At 62.9% G+C, this 17,140-nt stretch carries 16 protein-coding genes and 1 tRNA gene; 5 read left to right on the top strand and 12 right to left on the bottom strand.

All coding sequences use genetic code 11. The annotated features are described in order from the left end of the window. Window position 1: 1 nt before the first annotated feature. From ACVW1B_RS36595 to ACVW1B_RS36555, 9 genes are all read right to left on the bottom strand, one after another. A complete protein-coding gene (locus ACVW1B_RS36595; protein WP_456822810.1) occupies window positions 2-622 on the bottom strand; it encodes a hypothetical protein in 621 nt (206 codons plus the stop codon). Window positions 623-666: 44 nt separating this feature from the next. Further along, window positions 667-1,404, bottom strand: coding sequence for a hypothetical protein (locus tag ACVW1B_RS36590; protein ID WP_456822809.1), 738 nt, complete (start codon window positions 1,402-1,404; stop codon window positions 667-669). A gap of 73 nt (window positions 1,405-1,477) precedes the next feature. Next, complete coding sequence (locus tag ACVW1B_RS36585; RefSeq protein ID WP_456822808.1) at window positions 1,478-2,896, bottom strand: sigma-54-dependent transcriptional regulator; 1,419 nt, start codon at window positions 2,894-2,896, stop codon at window positions 1,478-1,480. Beyond that, the gene (locus tag ACVW1B_RS36580; protein WP_456822807.1) at window positions 2,881-4,446 is read right to left on the bottom strand and encodes a sensor histidine kinase; all 1,566 of its coding nucleotides are present in this window, start codon (window positions 4,444-4,446) and stop codon (window positions 2,881-2,883) included. The genes ACVW1B_RS36585 and ACVW1B_RS36580 overlap by 16 nt, the downstream gene beginning before the upstream one ends. A gap of 81 nt (window positions 4,447-4,527) precedes the next feature. After that, window positions 4,528-5,184, bottom strand: coding sequence for a CHASE3 domain-containing protein (locus ACVW1B_RS36575; protein ID WP_456822806.1), 657 nt, complete (start codon window positions 5,182-5,184; stop codon window positions 4,528-4,530). A gap of 12 nt (window positions 5,185-5,196) precedes the next feature. Continuing rightward, entirely contained in the window at window positions 5,197-6,471 is a 1,275-nt protein-coding gene (locus tag ACVW1B_RS36570) for an MFS transporter (protein WP_456822805.1), read from the bottom strand. Between the two features lie 39 nt (window positions 6,472-6,510). Continuing rightward, window positions 6,511-7,653: a metallophosphoesterase family protein gene (locus ACVW1B_RS36565; RefSeq protein WP_456822804.1), complete on the bottom strand. Its 1,143-nt coding sequence runs from the start codon at window positions 7,651-7,653 to the stop codon at window positions 6,511-6,513. A gap of 286 nt (window positions 7,654-7,939) precedes the next feature. Beyond that, complete coding sequence (locus ACVW1B_RS36560; RefSeq protein ID WP_456822803.1) at window positions 7,940-9,175, bottom strand: tyrosine-type recombinase/integrase; 1,236 nt, start codon at window positions 9,173-9,175, stop codon at window positions 7,940-7,942. A gap of 162 nt (window positions 9,176-9,337) precedes the next feature. Beyond that, window positions 9,338-9,427: transfer RNA gene (locus ACVW1B_RS36555), tRNA-Ser, on the bottom strand. A 213-nt stretch (window positions 9,428-9,640) separates the two neighbouring features. Here ACVW1B_RS36555 and ACVW1B_RS36550 point away from each other — a divergent pair. Further along, window positions 9,641-10,516 carry an alpha/beta fold hydrolase gene (locus ACVW1B_RS36550; RefSeq protein ID WP_253605428.1) on the top strand — a complete coding sequence of 292 codons (876 nt, stop codon included), beginning with the start codon at window positions 9,641-9,643 and terminating at the stop codon, window positions 10,514-10,516. Between the two features lie 469 nt (window positions 10,517-10,985). On the opposite strand, the gene ACVW1B_RS36545 is transcribed toward ACVW1B_RS36550, so the two are convergent. Next, window positions 10,986-12,131, bottom strand: coding sequence for an ROK family protein (locus tag ACVW1B_RS36545; protein WP_253605430.1), 1,146 nt, complete (start codon window positions 12,129-12,131; stop codon window positions 10,986-10,988). A 112-nt stretch (window positions 12,132-12,243) separates the two neighbouring features. After that, a complete protein-coding gene (locus tag ACVW1B_RS36540) occupies window positions 12,244-13,062 on the bottom strand; it encodes an SDR family NAD(P)-dependent oxidoreductase (protein WP_456793226.1) in 819 nt (272 codons plus the stop codon). Window positions 13,063-13,187: 125 nt separating this feature from the next. Here ACVW1B_RS36540 and ACVW1B_RS36535 point away from each other — a divergent pair, with 125 nt between their 5' ends. From ACVW1B_RS36535 to ACVW1B_RS36520, 4 genes are all read left to right on the top strand, one after another. Continuing rightward, complete coding sequence (locus ACVW1B_RS36535) at window positions 13,188-14,138, top strand: GlxA family transcriptional regulator (protein WP_253605435.1); 951 nt, start codon at window positions 13,188-13,190, stop codon at window positions 14,136-14,138. 255 nt (window positions 14,139-14,393) lie between these two features. Then, window positions 14,394-14,855 carry a 50S ribosomal protein L21 gene (rplU, locus tag ACVW1B_RS36530; RefSeq protein ID WP_253605436.1) on the top strand — a complete coding sequence of 154 codons (462 nt, stop codon included), beginning with the start codon at window positions 14,394-14,396 and terminating at the stop codon, window positions 14,853-14,855. Window positions 14,856-14,947: 92 nt separating this feature from the next. Further along, entirely contained in the window at window positions 14,948-15,217 is a 270-nt protein-coding gene (gene rpmA, locus ACVW1B_RS36525; protein WP_016847848.1) for a 50S ribosomal protein L27, read from the top strand. A 171-nt stretch (window positions 15,218-15,388) separates the two neighbouring features. After that, window positions 15,389-15,985, top strand: coding sequence for a GNAT family N-acetyltransferase (locus tag ACVW1B_RS36520; RefSeq protein ID WP_310882757.1), 597 nt, complete (start codon window positions 15,389-15,391; stop codon window positions 15,983-15,985). A gap of 179 nt (window positions 15,986-16,164) precedes the next feature. On the opposite strand, the gene ACVW1B_RS36515 is transcribed toward ACVW1B_RS36520, so the two are convergent. Continuing rightward, a complete protein-coding gene (locus ACVW1B_RS36515) occupies window positions 16,165-17,079 on the bottom strand; it encodes a DMT family transporter (RefSeq protein WP_253605440.1) in 915 nt (304 codons plus the stop codon). Window positions 17,080-17,140: the final 61 nt, after the last annotated feature.

The following is a 17,140-nucleotide window of genomic DNA, read 5'->3' as shown; positions in this document are numbered from 1 at the left end:
CTCACGCGACCGCTCCGGCCGCGTCGGGCTCCGCAGCTTTGGCGTCCTCGTGCTTGGGCTTCTTGGTCGGTTCGAAGCTTCCATCCGGATTGGCGATCTCGCGGACTTCAATCACGCGGCCGTGCTCGTTGACGAGACCTTCGCCACGCACGGAGACTTCCGAGCCGGGTCGCAGCTGATCGGAGCGCCGCTGCGCTTCCTTGTGTCCAAGGCGGAGAACGGTACCGTCTTGGAGCAGAGCGCCGCGAGCCTGGCCTTTCGGAGCGAAGAGGGTCAGTCGCACGATCCCCGACGCCTCGATCGCCGTGCGTTGCGTCCTGGACGGCTTGTCCCCGCTATCCGCCTCTTTCTCTTCACGCCCCTCATCGATCACCACCGCGCCATCGGCATTTTCGATAGAGACAGCGGCGATAAGATCGGCACCACGCGGTTTCACGCCGCGGACATGAACAGAGTCGCCCGGGCGAACAGCTGCCTTCAACTGATCCGACAGATGCGGTGGAGTGTGGATGAGTTTCTCGTCGCTGAGCACAAAACCATCAATATCGCCATCGAGATTGATGGTGAAACGCTCAACGACGCCAGTCGTGACCGGAAGGTAGTCGGGATCAAGCCAATGCATAGTTTTCTCCTGTTGAATGGGTGATGGGGCAGGATTTGTTAGTTTCAGGGACGCGGACCTTTCTTACCGGGCGGCTCCGGGCGCTGAATGAAGCTGAGCTGTGTCGGCGATGGTCCGATCGCCTGCACGTCGACGACGCGCCCCATCGGCGTCGTGATCGCATCACCCTGGGCGGTGATGGCCTGGCCGGGAGCCAATTGCGTCGCAAACCTTTCGGCCTCAGGCGGAGGCAAACGCAGGATCGTGCCATCCTCAATCAGCACTCCGTTCACGTCGCCTCGCGGCCCATGCAGCGCCATCTGAATACGGCCTTGGACGGTCACGGGTTGACCTGCCTGGCGCGGACCTTTGGGTCCGGGACCGAAGCCAGGGCCGTTGTCGGTGACCGTCTGACCCGAGCGGTCATTGGTGATGGAGACCGCGGCAACAAGCGGGATGCTCAGCGCCTTGAGGCCACGCACCGTCACCGCGTCACCCGGCTTGATCGCATACACGAGTTGCGTCGAGAGATGGGGTGGGAAATGCACCTCGGTGCCGTCGGCGAGAATCAGACCGTCGACGTCGCCGCGAGGGGTCAGCGTGTAACGGTTCACCGTCCCGTTGATCGCCGGCAATTGCTGGGGATCGTAGATTGCGCCGGGGGCTGCGATAGCCGCAGGAGGCGGAGGTGGAGCCGCGCCCACCGAGGGTGGTGGCGGCAAGGTTTGAGCGTGGAGCAAAACCGGGACGGCGCTTGAGACAAGCATTCCGGTAACGAAGAGAAGACGCAGCGATTGTTTCATGGTTGGCACTCCCTGTTTGCCCCCGGAACGACATGTCCTCCGCAAGGGCCGTGCCAATCATGATCGTGTTGATCTATTTGATGTTTTCAGGAGGAGGCCGACGCGCGTCGTCCGGCTTCACGACATCGCCCGTCCGATCTGCGGACGGTTCATCGACGGCGATCCCGTACTTCTGCACCTTCGCGTAGAGCAACTGGCGATGGATCCCCAGGCGCCGGGCCGCCTCTGTCCTGTTGCCGCCCGCTTCGCGCAACGCCCGCGCAATCATGAACTCTTCCAGGCGGCCGACCGCCGAGGCAAGGTCGCCATCCGCCCAGTCCGGAGCGGCGGCAGGCCCATGAGCGCGCGTCGCCGTCGACAGGAAGTCGAAATCCGACGCCGTAATGGTGTCGCTTCGGCAAAGAATCGCGACGCGTTCAATCGCGTTCTTGAGTTCACGAACGTTGCCAGGCCAGGAATGCACCAACAGGCGCGAGTCAGCTTCGGCGCTCAGACGCTTAGGCGGGTCCGTTGCTTGAATCAGGAAATATTTGACGAGCTGTAGAATGTCGGAGGGGCGTTCACGCAGTGGCGCCAAGTGAATCGGCACCACGTTGAGCCGATAGAACAGGTCCTCGCGAAACTTTCCCTCCTGCGCGGCAGCCGCGAGGTCACGGTGGGTTGCCGCCAGCACGCGCACATCGACGCGAACCGAACGACCACCAACTGGTGTGATCACTCGCTCCTGCAGCGCACGCAGGATCTTTGCCTGCATCGTAAGATCCATATCGCCGATTTCATCCAAGAACAGCGTGCCCTTGTCGGCGTCGCGAAAAGCGCCACTGCGCTCGGCGAGAGCGCCGGTGAAAGCACCGCGCACGTGGCCGAACAGCTCGCTCTCAAGCAGGTCCGCGGGAATGGCGGCGCAGTTTACAGCGACGAACGGCCCGCTACTGCGCCGTCCGTGCCGGTGAATGGCGCGAGCCACCAGCTCCTTCCCGGTTCCGGTCTCGCCGGTGATCAAAACAGTTGCATCGCTGTCGGCGACGAGACCGATCGTCTTCTGAACCGCGCGCATCACGTCGCTTGAGCCGACCAGGTCCTCATCTTGCAGCAACGCGCGGGTCGCAAGCGTCGGATCGGAAGCCGTCCGTGCACGCAGCATCCGCGACATCAGGAAATCGAGATCGGCGCGAGCGATCGGCTTCGTCAAATGGTCGAACGCGCCCAGCCGCATCGCCTCAATGGTGTTCGCAGCGCTCGCGTAGGCCGTGAGGATAGCGACAGGCGGCGCCTTGGCGGAGTCGGAGCGCATTCGTCGAAGGATTTCCAACCCGTCCATTCCCGGCATGCGAAGATCGAGCAGGACAGCATCGATCGACTCACGGTCGACGATATCGAGCGCGACCCGTCCGGTTGGCGCCTCGATCGCACGGTGGCCGAGATCATTAAGGGTCTCGGCCAGGCCTTCCCGCAGCGCCGCATCGTCATCGACGATCAGGATGGTCGCCATGGCAGCTCCAATACAAACGTGGTCCCGTCATTTCTGTGAACGGCGCGCACAGCCCCACCATGCGCCTCGGCGATCTCCCGTACAACGGCGAGGCCGAGACCGGTACCGTCAGAGCGTCCAGTCACGAAGGGCTCAAAAAGGTGGGCTCGTACGGCTTCAGGGACTCCTTGGCCCGTGTCAGCGACAGATAGAACCAAACGATCTCCCTTCCTTTCCGAAGAGAGCGTCACGCGACCGCCCATCGGCGTGTTCTGGATGGCGTTCAGGATCAGATTGTCGATCGCTTGCGCGATCCGTGCGGGGTCAAAGCGCGCCTCTGCGTCGTCGCCTCGCGCCTCGAGTTCGACCTCTTGCGAGGCCGCCTGCTCGCGGAACAGCTCGACACGTTCTGTAAGGAAGGCAGCGACGTCCTTGATCGGCACAGCAACCAGCGGCGCACGCTGTACCGAGCTCAAGAGATTGCGCAAGAGGGTTTCCAGGCGGCCAATCTGCTCAACGATGACCCGGAGCGCGTTGTCTTTGCGTGTGAGATCAGGTCCGGCAGCGACAGCGTTCTCGGCTTTGAGGCGCATTGCCGCGATCGGATTGCGGATCTCATGTGCGATGCCGGCAACGACGCGCCCTAGTGTCGCGAGACGGTTGGCCTCGGCCATTTGACGCACCAATGCCTCGGAGGTGCGACGAGCATCGGCGAGCCGGGTACCGGCGAGGTTGATGGCCTCGACAATCCGATCGAGATCGTGTTGCCCAGTGAGTTCGAGCTTGGGCAACTCATCGTTGCTGGTGGCGAGTGCCGATTCCAGCCGCCGCAGCCGTCGCGACCAACTAAGGAGCAAGCGTCCAAGCCAGGCGGCGGACCCCAGCACGACAAAGAGCAGAAGGCCGAGCCCAGCCATAGCCTGGATGTAGGCCTGTCCGCCCGTCGTTGGGACGCGGGCCATGGTCCAGGCAGACAGGCCCGCAATCGGTCCCGGCAGAGGGCAAGCGTGGAGCAGCAAGGTCTGTGCGCGTCCTTCCCGACGTCGGTCGTAGGGCGCGCCGTCGAGCGCCGCGGCCTCGGCTGCCTCGCGTATGCTCGGCCGCTCAGCCTCGGGCAGGTCGGTCTTCTGTCCGGTCCCCTCGTAAGTCGGGAACGCGTAGGCAAGCGCGCCTTCGTCCCTTTGCCAGATACCACCCTCTACGCCATAGAGGTCGTGCAGCGCGATCTGAACCACTCCGGTCAACCCACGTGTGAAGTCAGGGTCGTGAAGATCAGCCGGCGCGCGCGCCACACCGGTGGTGAAGAAGTGGTAGCGCGCGGCGATCGCGTCGCAGCCATGAGCAACAGCCGCCGATGCCCGCCGCAGTTGTTCGGTGGTCGATTGGTCGTAGAGTGACAACAGGAGCGCGCCCACGACGACGGAAGCCAGCAGAAAGCTGCTCCAGCAGACGACGAACCAACCGATGATCGACCGCGGTACGGCTCTGCCCACAAGGTGCGAGATGCCGCGACGAATCCTGTTTAGGCGCATGACCGACGCCTTTGTGTCATAGGCAGCGGCAGAGCGCATAACAATCTCCGAGCAGCCTAGCCATCCCTTGGTTCACGGATACGGGTCTCCACTCGATCATCCTCGCCGAACGCTGCTACTTCAAGCCACTTCATGGCCCCCTCTCCAGCGATGAACCGTGAACCCGACGACAATCCGGGTTATAATCGATGCCACGGCGGCAAGAACCGCAATCAGAAGAACATTGCGTTCATCGCGCGCCACTCTGCCTGTCCGATCGGCGAGCAGCTCTTGTTCCGTCGAGGTCATCAGTGCGACGATCGCACGGATGCGGTCCATTGTGGCCTTTCCGTCGGCTTGTGCAATCGCCTCCCGCGCCGCCTCGAAACCCTTGTTGCGTCGCGCCCATATTGTTGCGTTCAACTCGTTTAGCTTGTCGCGCAATGCCACCTCAAGATCACCCAATCGATCGAGCTGATCCGCTCGGTCGGCAACAAGCCGCCGAACCTTGCCTAGCGATTCGGGGCTGATGTAGACAGCGCGCTCATAGGGCTCAAGATACTTGGCGTCGCCCGTAATGATGAACCCACGCTGCCCCGTTTCGGCATCCTTAATATCGCTGAACGCATGTTCGACGCTGGAGATGACCTCGTGGGTGTGAACGACAAGATCGCGATTGTCCTTCAGGATCATGTTGTAGCGGTACGAGAGGTATCCACCGAGGACAACGACAATCGCCAGCGGAATGGCGCTGATCACCACCTGGTTCTTGATCGCCGTGCAGATGCTAGACCACATGGCTACCCTCGACTAGCCATTGGGACCGATCGCGAGATCAATCGTCGAGGCTGGCGCTGGCTCGACTGACACCGTCGCGTTCCTGTTTTCGCTCCGCTTGGTCCCTGCCGTCTCAGGCATGGCGACGACGAAGACCATTAATGCCGCAAGCGCGATGCCGGCAAGCGTCAGGAAGGCAGCGCTGTAGCCAGCCTTAACGACGATGAGACCCGCGACAGTGTTGCTGAGCGACGCGCCGATTCCTTGCACAGTTGCGACCGCACCCTGGCTCACGTTGTAGCGGCCCGTGCCGCGCATGAGGTCGGCCAGCACCAGCGGCGTCAACACGCCGAAGATGCCAGCGCCGACACCGTCGAGAAGTTGAACGGCGACGAGCCAGGCCCGATCGTCCGAGAGTGTATAGAGTGCGCCGCGGATCGGCAGGATCGCGAATGCGACGAGGAAGATCCGCTTGCGTCCCCAAGTATCGGCCTTGGCGCCTGTGAAGAGGGCCATTGGCAACATGACGATCTGGGCCGCCACGATGCAGGCGGACATCAATGGCGTCTCCGCGCCCTTGTGCGCCAGCGCGAGCTTCTGCCCGACTAGCGGCAGCATCGCGGCGTTCGCAAAATGAAACAGCGCGACACATGTGGCGAAGATCAGCAAAGGCTTGCATGTGATGAGCACGCTCAAGCCGGACGGCTGTTCACCGTCGACAGGACCAGTCCCGTCGAGACCGCGCGCCCGCGCGTGATCGATGGCGCTGGCGGGGATCGACAGCACCGAAAGAGCCGCCAGCACGGAAAAGATCGGGACCAAGAAGAAGACCGCGCTCTTAGAGAACCACCATCCGACGCCGCCGGCTATGATGGCGATCGAAACGTTGCCGGCATGATCGAAGGCGGCGTTCCGGCCCATGCGGGAAGCGAGACCATGTGACCCGAGAATGCCGAGGGTGATTGCCGCAATCGCCGGGCCGAAGCCGGCCCCGGCCACCGCCATCATCGTCTGCGCCGTTAGTACGGTGGGAAAGTTTGGCGCAGTCGCGACGGCTAGCGCGCTTGCAGTCAACACCCCGAGCCCTGCAACCACCACTCCACGCTTCCAACGCGTCGCGTCGATGAAGGCGCCAATTGGTCCGTGAACGACTAGGCCCACAATTCCTGCGGTCGTCGCCACGATGCCGATCGTCGCCTGATTCCAATGCTGCTCGGTCAGCAGGAAGATTCCGAGGTACGGCCCCAAGGAGCCCCTGACATCGGCAAGGGTGAAGTTCAACCAGTCAAGCGGTGCTCGATATCGCATCGTGGGCTCCTGGTCCGAGAGTGACTTGGGCCCGTGGGTTCACCATTTGCGGCCGTTCTTGTTAGGTCCGAGTTGCGTTCCGAGGATGCCTTTCTCCGGATAGGCTCCGATCGCGTTGACGTCATCGCCTGGCCGGCACAGCGGCATCTCGTATCGGCCTGATTGGCTGGTCAGCGCCGAGATCGTATCGGAAGCCTTGCGACCATCCGCAGTCCTGACCTGGACCGTGAGGTGATGAACGCCATCCGCCGCCTCGCTTGAGTCCCAGGCGCAGCCCCAAGCTGAACTCGTCCCGATCCTTCGCATCGGCCACGCCGGCCCGTCATCGATACGGCACACCGCCGACACGACTCCCAGGGCGTCCCAGGTCTTGGCGCGCACCTCGGTGACGCCGCGCACCACCTGGTTGGGTCGGTCTGGATCGATGATGAAGGCTCGATCTGCCGGCGACGTGACCATGACGAACGGCCAGGTGCCGAGCGGCTTGAACTTCCAACTCACCACGACTTCGTCGAGATTGGCGATGGAGAAGCCGACCGGCCCTTCTTCGATCTGGCCGGTCGAGCGTGTGGCCGCGTAAATCGTCCGGCCGTCATTGGCGATTTCGTTGTAGTGTGTGTGTCCCATGTCGACCATGACGACGTGATGGTTCAGCATCAACGCCTGTATCGCCGCCGCACTGCTTCCGAGCTCGCTCGGATAGGTATGCATAAAGAGGACTGGCCATTGCTCGCTTGCGTCGGCGGCGCGCAACTCCCTTGCGAGCCACTCAGTTTGAGCAGGGCCTATACCAAAACCCTTCTGGCTTCCATTGTCCCTGGCATTGAGAAACAAGCAGCGATAGGAGCTGATCGACCGGCTGCGCCAAGGCTCGGGCTCCAAGCAGCGGCGATAGAGGTCGAGGCTGCCGGTCTTCGTGTCGTGATCGCCGGGAATGATCTCCAGCGGAATGGTGAGGCGCTCGATCGCTTGCTTAACGAGGAGAAACTGCTCCTCGCTTCCATCCTCGGCATTGTCACCCGGCAGGACCGCGAAGTCGATTCCAGCAGCGAGGTTTGTATTGGCGTGCGCAATGAGCGTCAGGAAATCTTGATAGTTTTGCTCGTCACGATGAGTGATATGCAAATCGCCAAAATGAACCCATGAGAGCACGTTGGATTGGTCGTGAACATTGGTGGACATTGTCATTTCCTCGTCTGAAAGCAAGCCGTCGTTGTCCCAGGCCGTTGCATCGCCTCCGCAAGGCTCATGCCAACCGGAAAGCACGCATCCGTCAGCGTTTTTCGCGCGCGCTTGACTGTGAATTGTCCGAATTCACGACAGCGGCCGTCCGATCGGCGGACGGCTCGCCGTATTCCCGCGCAACTGCACGTTGTCGCTCGAGTTTGTGATGAAGAATGCCGCGAGCGGTGGTGGAGCGCAGCGTGTGAGTGCGCCACCACCGCTCGTCCATTCGTGATGACGACCGTCAGTCTCCGGATCCGGCGCCTTGCCGAAAGCGGATCACGTTTGATCCCGCCAGGAATTGCGCCCAATCTTTCATGAGCGCGCGGCGCTTCTCGAGCTTTTGCCCGCGCTGGTATGCGGCCGTGGTCTCAGACTTGTATTTGTGCGCAAGCGCAGCCTCCCGTACGCCGTCAGGATAGTCCGTGCACTCCTCGGCCCAGGTTGCGAACGTCGAGCGGAAGCCGTGCACCGTGACACGCCCATAGCCTAGGCGATCAAGTACAGCGAGCATCGCATTCTCTGAAAACACTCCGCCATCAGGGTTCGGAAAGATCAATTCGCCTTGGGCGCCATCGCGCACCTTCTCCAAGATGGCCAGTGCCGGATCCGACAACGGCACGACATGGTCCTGGTTCATCTTCATGCGTTCGCCAGGGATCCTCCATGTCGATGAGGACCGATCGATCTCGGACCAGCGGGCATCCACCACTTCGTTGGTGCGGCAGGCCGTAAAAATCAGAAAGCGGAGCATCGAAGCTGCGGTGCCGCCCGCCGCTAATAGGTCAGCGATGAACTGCTGTGCTTCGGCGTAGGGTAACGCAGGATGATGCTGCACGACGCGTTTCGGCCGCCTTGGGAGCTTCTCGCGTAGCTGTTTGGTGAGCTCGGCGGGATTTCGAGAATCGGCATCGTCAACATCGACGTTCTTCGCAATGATCGTTTCAATCCGCCCGCGGACACGATTGGCTGTCTCGCGCTTCTCAACCCAAATTGGCCGAAGCAGTTCGTAGATGTGGCTTGGCTTGATCGCCGGGATCGTGAGTTTTCCGATCGTCGGGTAAGCGTACCGTTTAAGCGACGACGGCCATTGATTGCGGTGCTTCTTGCTCCAGATCGACCAGTGCTCGCGAATGTAGGCTTCGGCGCACTGCTCGAAGGTGGGCAGAGTGACCTTGATCTCTACGGTTTTCGCGTCCTCGCGCGCCGCTCGCTTCTCCTGCACGATGTCGATGCCGGGTGCGCTGCGATCGCCTTTGACGCGAAGACGTGCTGCATCGCGGGCAAGCCGCGCGTCCTTAAGCGACACGTCCTTCACCGAGCCCAGGCCGAGCCAGCGCTCCTTACCGTCCTTGCGATATCGGTAAATCCAATTCCTCGACGTCGCGCCCTTCACGACAAGATAGAGACCATCGCCGTCGAAATATCTACCGGGCCGCGTCTCACGTTCGACGTCGAGCGGCCTGAGCTTGCCCGCCATGTGCTTCCCCTAGCAAACCGTCCTCCGAACCCACGGGTAAAACCCCCGGGTGGCGCGGTGACTAGGGGTAACGTCGCAGAACTAGCCGCAACAGCCTTCGTCGCGCTACTCGTTGTTTTACCTGCAGAATCGAACAGTCGGATACAAAGGAGAACAGTGTAGTGGCGGAGAGGGAGGGATTCGAACCCCCGATAGGCTTGCACCTATGCCGCATTTCGAGTGCGGTGCATTCAACCACTCTGCCACCTCTCCGATGGCCCGGGTGATTTGCGCCACCCGCGGTCGGGGCGTGTTCTAGGCGAGGATGGCGGGACAGACAAGGCGCTGCAATAATATTTCCGTCACGGCCGCCTCGCCCCGTCAAAGCACCGGGACGGCCGGAGAAAGCGCGCGGAAACAAAGCGCTAGCAGAACGGTTCTGGCTCGATCGGCGCGCGAGCGAACCAGCCGGAGCAGGAGCGGGCCATGGAGCATGTGACGATTCGAGCCAATGGCGCGGCGTTCCACGTCGCGCGGACCGGCACTGGGAGACCGCTGCTGCTGTTGCACGGCTGGCCGGAATTCTGGCTGACCTGGAAGCCGGTCATGGCGCGCCTCACAGACCGCTACACCCTGATCGCCCCCGACCTGCGCGGCTTCGGCGACAGCGACAAGCCGCAAGGCTCACATGGAGGCGCCTATGGCCCCGATCAGCATACCGACGACATGCTGGCGCTGCTGGACGCGCTCGGCGTCGACAAGGCCGGCGTGGTTGGTCACGACGTCGGTGGCGCCGTGATGCAGCCCCTCGCCCGCAAGGCGCCCGAGCGCATCGCCGGATTGTTTTTCTTCGATTTCGTCTATCCCGGCATCGGGCCGCGGATGGCCGCGCCCGACCGGCTGAACCACATCTGGTACCAGTCGTTCCACCAGATGGAGATGGCGCCCGCGCTGGTCGGCGCCAGCAGAGACAGCTGCCGCACCTATATCGGCCATTTCCTGCACAACTGGTCGCACCGCAAGGCCGCGTTCGACGACGTGATCGAGGACTTCGCCGACAATTTCTTCAAGCCCGGCAATCTCGCCGGCGGCTTTGCGCATTATCGCGCGTCACATGCGGCGCGCGTGAAGATGATGCAGGGCGAAGCCCCGGCGCTGCCGCGGATCGATGTTCCGACCTGCATCCGCTGGGCCGAGCACGATCCGCTGTTTCCCTATGCCTGGACCGACCGGTTGGGGGAGACCTTCTCCAATCTGGACCTCGAGATGTTTCCCGATGTCGGGCATTTCCCGCATCGCGAGGACCCCGACCGCGCGGCCGCCGAGATCGCCGGCTTCTTCGAGCAGATCAATTGGAAGTAGAAGTGGTGGGACCGCCAGGACGCGACAAAAACTGGCGGTCCCGTGCCGCTTCTTAATATTGCTGGCCGGGAAGTGCGGCTTCGCCGGTCGGCGGGAGCGACACGAGCCACGGTAGCGAGCGACGTCGAAACGGCAACGCGAACCCGATCTTAACCTAACCGATCAACCTTACCGTGCGTAATCCGGGGCCGCTGGATCTGCGGATTGGAGGTGCCCCGGATTTCGCGGAGCCTGTCATCGGGCGCGCATTCGCGCGACCCGTTGGCTGCATCCGGGCTACGCATGCTTACCTCCCCTTGAAAGGGGGAGGTCGCTTTGCTCGCCAGAGCAAAGCGGGTGGGGATCTGCTCTCTCCGCAAACAGCATCGCCTGCGGCTGACCCCCATCCCGACCTTCCCCCTTTCAGGGGGAAGGAGAAGGCAGACCGTAGCCCGGATGGAGCGCGCACGAACGCTGCAGCCCGCGCGGCTCAGGCATCGGCCTTCCTGGCTTTTTTGGCCTTTTTCTCGTTCTTTTCGTTCTCGTCGTCCTTGTCTTTCTTCTCGTCCTTGCCGTTATCCCGCTTGCGATTGGTGTAGCGGGCATTGCCAAGCCCGGTTCCGATCGTCAGCACGCCCCAGCGCGCGACATCCTGCATGAACGGGACCTCGGCCAGCCCCTGCACCACGCCGTCATTGTGCATCACGATCGCGGTGTCATGATCGCCGATCTGCGGGATCGCCTCGACCAGGCTCGCCGGCAAGTTGAATTTGCTGCTCTCCCAATTACCGGGCAGGTTCTGCGCACCCTTTTCGATCGATCCGTCCTCATTGATGACGCCGGGACAGGCGATGCCGATGAACGGCGCAAGCTTGAGGTTCTCCTTCTCGGCGGCGGCGATCAACTCCTTCAGCATCTTCACCAGCCGCTTCACCGCGCCTTCGCGCGTCGGCTCGTCATCGGCGTGGCGCCACAGCTCCGATTTCCAGACCGCCGCCTTGGAGAGATCGGGCGCCTTCTTCCAGCGCGTCTCGACCACGCCGCAGCGGATATTGGTGCCGCCGATGTCGACGGCGAGGACGCCGTCATGGGCCTCGAAAATCCACGATGGCGCGAGATGCAGCGTGCCGATCAACCCGGCATCATCGGGGTGAAAGCGGATCGGCACCATGTCGACCTTGAAATCCTCCGACTTCAAGATGATCTCGGTGCGCGCGATGGCGAGCTCGCCGAGCCTGGAGTCGCGGAAGCCGCCGCCGACCACGATGCGCTCGGTCTTGGCCCAGGCCTTGGTGTTGAGGAAGCGCCGCGTCACATAGGCGAGCTCCTGGGCAAACTCCTCGATCGCGCTGTGCACGACCGCCGAGGCCTCGGTGTCATCGCCGACCAGCAGCTCATCGAGCTTCTTCTTGCTGATCTTGTCCGACGGCTCGTCGCCGAACGGATCCTCGTCCGACTTGCGCAGCGGCTTGCGCCAGCGGTCGAGGATCTTGCGGAACGCGCCCTTCGAGGCGCGATCGCCGAGAAAGCCCTCGTCGTCCTTCAGCTCGATGTTGAAGCTGTCGATGTCGACGGATGGCAGCCGCGTGGCACCGTGGTGCGCGATGCCCGTGCTCAGTCCAGAGTCGTCAGCCATGCGCGCTTGCCCTGCCCGCCTGAGGTTCCCAGCACTAACGGCCGGGAACTCAAATGGTTGCGTCCCGCGCTGCGGCGCTTCGGCTGGCGCGGGACGCAATTTCGCAAAAGCGTCAGGCGGCCTTTATTACGGCGTAACGCGCCGCGGGCGTGTTGCGCGACAGGTTCGGCATCAGCTTCTGACGGGCGGTCTCATAGGCCTGCCAATCGGCGGCATCCGGCAGCGACGGCACGGTGATGACTTCGCCCTGGTCGAGGCCGGCGAGCGCGGCATCGACCAAGTCTTCCGCCTTCATCACGATCGCGCCGGGCAGATGCTCGACCGGCGTACCGGCCACGCCCCAGAATTCAGTCGCCGTGGCTCCCGGCAGCACCGCCTGGACCCGGATATTCTTGTCCTTCAGCTCATGCTGCAACGACTGCGTCAGTGCGAGGACGAAGGCCTTGCTGCCGCCGTAGACACCGTTGAGCATTTCCGGCGCGACGCCGACGATCGAGGCGATGTTGACGATGGTGCCGCCACCGCGCGCGACAAAGCCCGGCACCGCCGCATAGGTCAGGCGCATCAGCGCGTCGACGTTGAGTGCAATCATGTCGCTCATCTTGTCGACATCGGATGCGAGCAGAGGCGCGGTCGCACCGACGCCGGCATTGTTCACCAGCACACTGATGCCGGCATTGCTGCGCAGAATGGATTCGATCCGTGAAACGTCGCCGCGCTTGCTGAGGTCGGCGGCGACGATCTCGATCGATCGGCCTGTCTCCGCCGCGAGACGCTTGGCGAGCCCATCGAGGCGCTCGCGGTTACGTGCGACGAGGATCAGATCGTAGCCACGCCGTGCGAGCCGGTCCGCATAGATGGCACCGATTCCGGACGACGCGCCGGTGACGAGCGCCGTGCCGGGCGTGGTCCCTTTGGCTGACTTGGTCATGTTGGTCTCCTGTTTGACCTGAACGGCCGGTTTTGGCCGCTGCTCAGGTACTACAGGCCCCCTTGCATGTCTCAAATGTCATATATACACCTTTTTAGGACACGAATTTGTCGCGGGAGAGTTCCATGCAGGAGATCGGCTTCGTTGTCTTCCAAGGCTTCCAGGTGATGGGCTTCACCGCCATCACCGCGTTCGAGATCGCCAACCTGGTCGCCGGTGAAAACTTTTACGCGGTCACGCTGCTGTCGGAGCATGGCGGTCCGGTGCGGTCATCCGCCGGCTTCAATGTCGAGACCGAAGCGTTCAGCGAGCGCAGCTTCGACACGCTGTTCGTCGGCGCCGGCACCGAGCTGCATCCGGCATCACCGAAGCTCACCGACTATGTGCGCCGCGCCATGACAGCGTCGCAGCGCATTGCCGCCCCTTGCGTCGGCGCCTTCTCGCTGGCCGAAGCCGGCCTGCTCGACGGCCGCCGCGTCTCGACGCATTGGCAATACGCCGCCGAATTGCAGGCACGCTTTCCCAAGCTGAAGGTCGAGCAGGACCGCATCTACATCATCGACGGGCCGATCTGGACCTCAGCCGGCATGACCGCGACGATCGATCTGGCGCTGGCGATGGTCGAGCATGACCTCGGCGTCGAGGTCGCGCGCTCGGTGGCGCGCAAGCTCGTGGTCTATCATCGCCGTGCCGGCGGGCAGTCGCAGTTTTCCGCACTGCTGGAGCTCGACCCGAAATCCGACCGCATCCAGAACGCGCTCAACTACGCCAAGGCGCATCTGCGCAACGAGCTCTCGGTCGAGGAATTGGCCGCCGTTGCACGGCTCAGCCCACGCCAGTTCAGCCGCGCCTTCCGCGCCGAAACCGGCCAGTCGCCGGCCAAGGCGATCGAGCATCTCAGGGTCGAGGCCGCCCGCGAATTGATCGGCGACGGCCGCCATTCGATGGACGAAATTGCCGGCGAGACCGGCTTTGCCGACCGCGAACGGATGCGGCGGGCGTTTTTGCGGGTGCTGGGCCAGCCGCCGCAGACCATTCGCCGCCATGCCCGCGCCGCCGCGCAGGCCGCGGCTTGAGGACCAAACCAGGCCAAAATCACACCAAACCATTCATTTTTGGCCGGTTTTTGCCCTGCTTTACCTTGACTCTGCGGGGTTTGCGGCTATAAGTCCCGTCCATCCGGCGCGGGGATTTCTCGCGCCGATTGTCTTTGTGTGATCAATTTGGGAATTCATTCCCTTCGCGCAAAACATGCAACCCATAGCGACTGAACAAAAAGCCGACCCGGGCGATCCGTCCGAGGCCGGGATCGAACACGAAGGAATCAAACGATGTTCGCAGTCATCAAAACCGGCGGCCGGCAGTACCGTGTCGTTCCGAATGATGTACTCGAGATTGGCAAGATCGCCGGCGATGTCGGCACGATCGTGCAGCTAGGCGAAGTTCTGGTGCTCGGCGGTGACACGCCGGTGCTGGGAACGCCCACCGTGGCAGGCGCCACCGTTGCGGCCGAAGTGCTGCAGCACAAGCGCGGCGCCAAGGTGATCGCGTTCAAGAAGCGTCGCCGCAAGAATTCACGCCGCAAGCGCGGTTATCGCGACGAGCTCACGGTGCTTCGCATCACCGAGATCCTCGCCGATAACGCCAAGCCGACAATCGGCCCGCGGCCGAAGAAGGAAAAGGTCGCAGCGCCCGCCGATGGCGAGGACGCAGCGCCGAAGGCGGCCAAGAAGAAGGCACCCGCAAAGGCGCCGGCCGCGAAAAAGGCTCCGGCCAAGAGCGAGAAGAAGTGATCGTCGCGCTTTCAGATTTGAAGCGTGACAAAACGTGAAATGATTCCGTCAAGGAATTGATCTAGAGATCAAAGCGAAGTCGGAGACGAGCTATGGCTCACAAAAAAGCAGGCGGTTCATCGCGCAACGGACGTGATTCCAAGGGCAAGCGCCTTGGCATCAAGGCGTTCGGTGGCGAGCGCGTGATCCCCGGAAACATCATCGCGCGTCAGCGCGGCACCACCTGGCATCCTGGCCTTAATGTCGGCATGGGCACCGATCATACTCTCTTCGCCAAGGTCGAGGGTCATGTCGAGTTCCGTGCCAAAGCCAACGGCCGCACATTCGTATCGGTCATTCCGATGGCAGAGGCGGCCGAGTAGACGGTGGACACACATGAGTCCGCCGGGTCCTGTTGAACCGGCGGAGTCGCAAAGGGCTCCAAGGGGAGGCGGGATGACCGGCCTCCCCTTTTTGTTGCGCGCGTTCCAGTTCGACCGCGCGTGACGTTCCAAGCGTTGCGTACAGATTTTTTCGCATCACAGGAGCTCGACATGTTGCAGGACATCCCGACGCCGACCTTGCGTGAGGCAAGAGCTTGCGTCCTCGAGACCGAACGGCTGACATTGCGCAAGCCGACGCTCGCGGACGTAAAAGCAATCGCACGCCTCGCCAATGACCGCCGCATCGCGGAGAACACCCGCCGCCTGCCGCATCCCTATACCCAGGACGACGCCATCGACTTCGTGCGCGCGCTCGGCGCAGGCGGCCGCGAAACCGTTTTCCTGATTGAGGATAATCACACGCCGATCGGCATGGTCGGCATCGACTGGCGCGAGGAGACATCAGCCGAACTCGGCTACTGGCTCGGCGTCGACTATTGGGGCCAGGGCTTCGGCACCGAGGCCGCGCGCGCGGTGATCGATTACTTCTTCGAGGAATTCGATCTCGACCAGCTGATCTCGGGCGCCCGCGTCGTCAACCCGTCGTCGCGCAACATCCTCGAGAAGTGCGGCTTCCAGTGGGGCGGCGTCGAGCTGCACCGCTTCGAGGCGCTGGGCTCCTCGAGCCCGGTCGACTGCTTCCGCCTGTCGCGCGGCGTCTGGGCGTCGCTGAAGAGCTGGAACAACTCGACCCGGCGGGAGAGCTGAGGCTTTTGGCTTCACCCTCCCCTGGAGGGGGAGGGTCGTTGCGCATGAAGCGCAGCGGAAGGCGCAACGGGGTGGGGTGATCTATCCACTCGGGCACCGTTGGATGAGGAGAGACCTTCACCCCACCCCGCCGCTCATTGCATTCGCGTCGACCCTCCCCCTCCAGGGGAGGGTAAACATCACGCCGGCGGATTCACCGCGGAGTCCGGGCGTCCAAGCTGTTGCTCGCGGACGAAGATGTAGAGGCCGGCCGCGATGATAACAGCGGCACCGATGATGGTGGCCCAGGACGGCACGTCGCCGAACACCACGAAGCCGAAGATCACCGCCCAGACGATCATCGAATACTGGTAGGGCACCACCACGCTCGCCGGCGCGAGCTTCAGCGAACGATTGACGCAAAGCAGCGCCGCGACCGAGATGATGCCGGCAGTGAAGAACAGCACGAGGCTGCCGGCTGACGGCGTCACCCAGCCGAATGGCGAGAGCACGAGGCCCAGGATGAAGGTGCCGCCGAATTGCGACGTCGCCAGCACGATATCGGGGGTCGCGCGCAGCGAGCGCGTGATCAGCATCAGCACCGCGAACGACAGGCTGCCGCCGAGCGCGATCATCGCCGGCCAGCTGATCGTCTGCGCCGACGGCCGGAGCGCGATCAGCACCCCGCAAAAGCCGACCAGGATCGCGGTCCAGCGCCGCCAGCCGATATGCTCGCCGAGCACGAGGCCCGACATCGCGGTGACGAAGATCGGTCCGGCGAGGTAGTAGGTGATGACGTCGGCGAGCGGCAGATAGACGGTCGCCAGGAAGAACGCCGCAACCTCCACGGTCGACAGCGTGACGCGCAGCAATTGCAGCCACGGCCGTTCCAGATGCAGAAAATCCGCGCGTCGCTGCCATACGATCGGCAGCAGCACGAGCAGCGCCGCGCAGGCGCGCAGCCACAACAATTGCCCGACCGAATAGGTGGCGACGATGAATTTGCCCATCGCGTCGCCGAACGAGAACATGAAGATCGACAGCAGCATCAACCCGATGCCGGCGAGCCGCGCCGACCGGTCGTCGTAGGAGGACAGCTTTGCGAACAGGCTCATGAGCAGACTTGCGCTTTTGTTCCGGAGTCGTCCGGTTTTAAAGACGTGGATGCCCGGGACA

This window comes from Bradyrhizobium sp. USDA 4502, from assembly GCF_054063355.1.
This window is presented reverse-complemented; position numbering and strand designations above follow the sequence as displayed.